The organism is Nocardia sp. NPDC060220, assembly GCF_042727815.1.
Lineage (GTDB): Bacteria > Actinomycetota > Actinomycetes > Mycobacteriales > Mycobacteriaceae > Nocardia.
This window is the reverse complement of the sequence record NZ_JBHWZY010000724.1, coordinates 1-3,589: the sequence shown is the minus strand read 5'-3', so window position 1 is coordinate 3,589 and position 3,589 is coordinate 1. Positions and strand designations below refer to the sequence as shown.

General features: G+C 68.8%; 4 protein-coding genes and 2 pseudogenes. 2 read left to right on the top strand and 4 right to left on the bottom strand.

Annotated features, from left to right (window positions below; genetic code table 11):
• Window positions 1–26: 26 nt before the first annotated feature.
• A complete protein-coding gene (locus tag ACFWF3_RS28490; RefSeq protein ID WP_379316563.1) occupies window positions 27–575 on the bottom strand; it encodes a helix-turn-helix domain-containing protein in 549 nt (182 codons plus the stop codon).
• 134 nt (window positions 576–709) lie between these two features.
• On the opposite strand from ACFWF3_RS28490, the gene ACFWF3_RS28485 reads away from it, so the two are divergent.
• On the top strand, window positions 710–1,366 hold the full coding sequence (locus ACFWF3_RS28485; RefSeq protein ID WP_379316561.1) for a TetR/AcrR family transcriptional regulator: 657 nt from the start codon (window positions 710–712) through the stop codon (window positions 1,364–1,366).
• A complete protein-coding gene (locus ACFWF3_RS28480) occupies window positions 1,363–2,205 on the top strand; it encodes an LLM class flavin-dependent oxidoreductase (protein ID WP_379316559.1) in 843 nt (280 codons plus the stop codon). The genes ACFWF3_RS28485 and ACFWF3_RS28480 overlap by 4 nt, the downstream gene beginning before the upstream one ends.
• Here ACFWF3_RS28480 and ACFWF3_RS28475 read toward each other — a convergent pair.
• The 3 genes and pseudogenes from ACFWF3_RS28475 to ACFWF3_RS28465 form a co-directional block, all read right to left on the bottom strand.
• Entirely contained in the window at window positions 2,194–3,117 is a 924-nt protein-coding gene (locus ACFWF3_RS28475; protein WP_379316565.1) for an ABC transporter ATP-binding protein, read from the bottom strand. The two genes, ACFWF3_RS28480 and ACFWF3_RS28475, sit on opposite strands and share 12 nt — an antisense overlap.
• Window positions 3,097–3,438, bottom strand: a pseudogene (locus ACFWF3_RS28470) (ATP-binding cassette domain-containing protein); the annotation flags it as partial. The pseudogene ACFWF3_RS28470 and the gene ACFWF3_RS28475, both read right to left, overlap by 21 nt.
• A pseudogene (locus ACFWF3_RS28465) lies at window positions 3,390–3,589 on the bottom strand (aldehyde dehydrogenase family protein); the annotation flags it as partial. The pseudogenes ACFWF3_RS28465 and ACFWF3_RS28470, both read right to left, overlap by 49 nt.

Sequence of the window (3,589 nt, the reverse complement as noted above, 5' to 3'; positions counted from 1 at the left end):
GTCTCGGGTGGAAGTCGATGTGCTCATCAGGTGTAGCTCCCTGCGTGGCTAGGTGTCCGGTGTGTGGTCGTCGATGGCTCCGGCACAGACGCCGTCAATGCTGTGTTCGGCGCCACGTGGTCCGACCCGTCGCCGACCAAACCGTGCCGGCGCAGGATCGCGTGCACTGTCGACACGGCCGGGACACGGGCCGATCCGGCTCGCAGCAGGTGCGTCCGGATTCTGCGTGCGCCCCACTGCGGACGGTCCAGCCGGACCCGCACCACGACGGCCTCGATGTCGGCCGACGTGCGGGCGGGGAAACTCTTCGGGCGGCGCGACCGCGGCGCCAACCCCGCCACGCCGTGTTCCCGGTAGCGCGCGAGATAGCTGTAGTAGCTCTTGCGCGAAATGTTGTATCGCCGGCACACCTCGGTCACCGTCAACCCGTTTCGGTCGGGTGCCTGCAGGATCTCCAGCCACGGCTCGGCCTCGAGACCGATCACCGCGCCGCGTTCGTTCGGCGGGCGGGTTCCGCCTCGGCGAACATGCTGGCGGGCAAGCGGATCGAGCCTGTCTCCGGGGGTTTGCATCATAGATATCTCCCGACGTGGAACAGAGCAATTGAACTTGCTGGTTCACTTTAATGTCCTCGAATACACCTCGCAACTCGGTATATAAAAATGAACCCGCCAGGCAACTTCGTCCGCGATTGCGCTATGGTTCATAGATGGCTGTAGCAACACCGCCGACCGGACAGTCGGCCTCGCGTGGACGGATCGACAAGCGGCAGGCGATCCTGGACGCGGCGTTCGTCGTCTTCGCTCGCCGCGGGTACGCGCAGGCGGGCGTGCAGGAGATCGCCGAGGTCGCCGGTGTCGCCAAACCGACCATCTACAACCACCTCAACGACAAGGAAACGCTGTTCCGGCACACGCTGGCCGCCGTGAGCGATGCGGTGCTGGCCGAGAATCTGGCGGTGGTCGAACGCTTGCGCAATCCTGGTGAGGATCTGCGCGCCACCCTGGAAGACGTGGCGTACCGACTGATCCGGTCCTGCTGTACCGAGCAGTCCCGGTCGCTGCGCTGGCTCACCTACGGTCAGGTCGCGCAGTTTGCCGACCTGATGGACGTCGTGGTGAGCCGGACCTCTGATCAGCTCGGCGACGCGCTCGCGGATCGGCTGGCGCGCTTGTCGCTGTCGGGCCACCTGCGCGCGAGCGATCCGGCGATCGCCGCCGAGCAGTTCCTCGTGCTGATCACCGGCCCGATGGAGGGCCGCACCCGCCTGGGCACCCGCAAGGTCTCCACCGCCGAGATGCACGCGGTCGCCACCGCTGCCGTCGACACCTTCCTGCGCGCCTATGGGACACCGGAGAACTCGTGAGCCACCAACCTTTTCGATTCGGCCTCGTCACCGTTTCCCCCGCCGACCCGAAGGCATGGACCTCGACCGCGCGATGGGCCGAGGACACCGGGATCTCGGCGTTGCTGCTGCCCGACCTGCCCGCACCGGTGCCCGCGCCACTGACCGCGCTCGCCTACGCCGCCGCGGCGACGACCACGCTCGGGGTCGGAACGTGGGTGCTGGCCAACGACTTCCGCAATCCGTTCGTTCTCGCCCGTGAAGCCGCCACCCTGGACCTGGTGTCGGGCGGCCGCTTCCAGCTCGGGCTCGGCGCCGGCCAAACCGCCATCGGCTACGGCGAACTCGGGATCGCGGCCGAGTCCGACCGGATTCGATTCGAGCGCCTCGCCGAGTCGGTGGGCATCGTCAACGCACTGTTTCGCGGTGAGCGGGTCGAGGTGACCGGCGCCCACTACGCGAACACCGGAACGACCCTGGTTCCCCCACCGCCGCGGAAGGTGCCGCTGCTGCTCGCCGCGGGCGGGCGTCGGGCGACCGAACTCGCCGCGGCCGAAGCCGACACCGTCGCGTTCAGCACCTTCTCCCGCGACCAACTCACCCGTCAGGTCGAGCGGCTCGAGAGTGCGGCGGGCCCACGGCTTTCCGACATCGAACGCGCGCTGCGCTTCAGCACCCCGACGAGCACCATCGGTCCGCCGATCCCCGATGATGCCCCGAACCTGCTCACCGGATCGCCCGCGCAGGCGGCCGACCAGCTGCGCCGTCTTCGCGACGAGTTCGGAATCTCCTACATCGTTCTCGACGACGACGCGGCGCGCGAGCTGGCGCCCGTGGTGAGCCTGCTGTCAGGTACCTGAGCTCCCGTCGACGAGGTCGGTGCCGGGGATGGCAGCCAGCAGCTCACGGGTGTATTCGTGGGCCGGATCGTCGAAAAGCTGCTCGGTGGTGCCGATCTCGACAATGCGGCCCTGTCGCATGACAGCGACCCGATGGGCGATCTGGCGCACCACCGCCAAATCGTGCGAGATGAACAGGTAGGCCACGCCGGTGTCGGCTTGCAGCTCGGCGAACAGGTCGAGGATCTGCGCCTGCACCGAGACGTCCAGCGCCGAGACCGGTTCGTCGCAGACCACCAGCTCCGGCGACAGGGCCAGCGCCCTGGCGATCGCGACCCGCTGACGCTGTCCGCCGGAGAGCTCCGCGGGCCTGCGTCCCAGCGTCGACGCGGGAAGCGCGACCCGGTCGAGCAGTTCGCGCGCCCGCGCCGCCCGCGAGGCGCGGTCACCGACGCCGAAGACCCGTAGCGGCTCGCTGATCACGTCCTGGATCGAGAACCGCGGATCCAGCGACTCGTACGGATTCTGATAGATCACCTGGGCGCGGCGCCGCAGCTCCCGCAACCGCGCGCCTTTGCTGGCCGTCACGTCGTCGCCGTCGAACACGACGCGCCCCGACGTCGGTGGGGCCAGGCGCAGAATCATTCTGGCCGTGGTGGACTTGCCCGACCCCGACTCCCCCACCAGGGCCAGGGTCTCCCCGCGGTGCAGCGAGAAGCTCACACCGTCGACGGCACGGACGATCTTCGCGCGGATCTTCGCGCGTGGCAGCGGGAACTCCTTCACCAGGTTCTCGACCGCGAGCAACGGTTCGGTGCCCGGCCGACATGGCCGGGCCCGGACACCGGCACGTCCGGGCACGCTGCGCAACAGCTGCTGGGTGTACGGGTCGCGCGGGTTGTCGAGTATCTCGCGGGTCGGCCCGCTCTCCACGATCCGGCCCCGCGACATCACCGCGATCCGCTGGGCCCGGTCGGCGGCGACGCCGAGGTCATGGGTCACCAGAAGCACTGCGGTGCCGAGGGTTTCGGTCAGGCTCGTGATGTGGTCGAGGATGCGTCGCTGCACGGTGACATCCAGCGCGCTGGTCGGTTCGTCGGCGATGATCAGCGCCGGGTTCGCGGCGATGGCGATCGCGATGAGCGCCCGCTGGCGCATGCCACCGGAGAGTTCGTGCGGATACTGCTGGGCACGGGTCTTCGCGTCGGGCATCCCGGCTCGCTCGAGCAGGGACACCGCGCCCGTCGCGCAGTTGTCCTGCCGGCTGCGTCGTGGATGGACTCGTGGACGAGCACGCGGGTGGCGGCGGTGCAGTCCTGGCCGGCGTTGAAGAAGCCGGCGACGGAGATGTCCTCGACGGCCTTCTCGATGTCGGTGTCCTCGAAGACGACGACCGGGGCCTTGC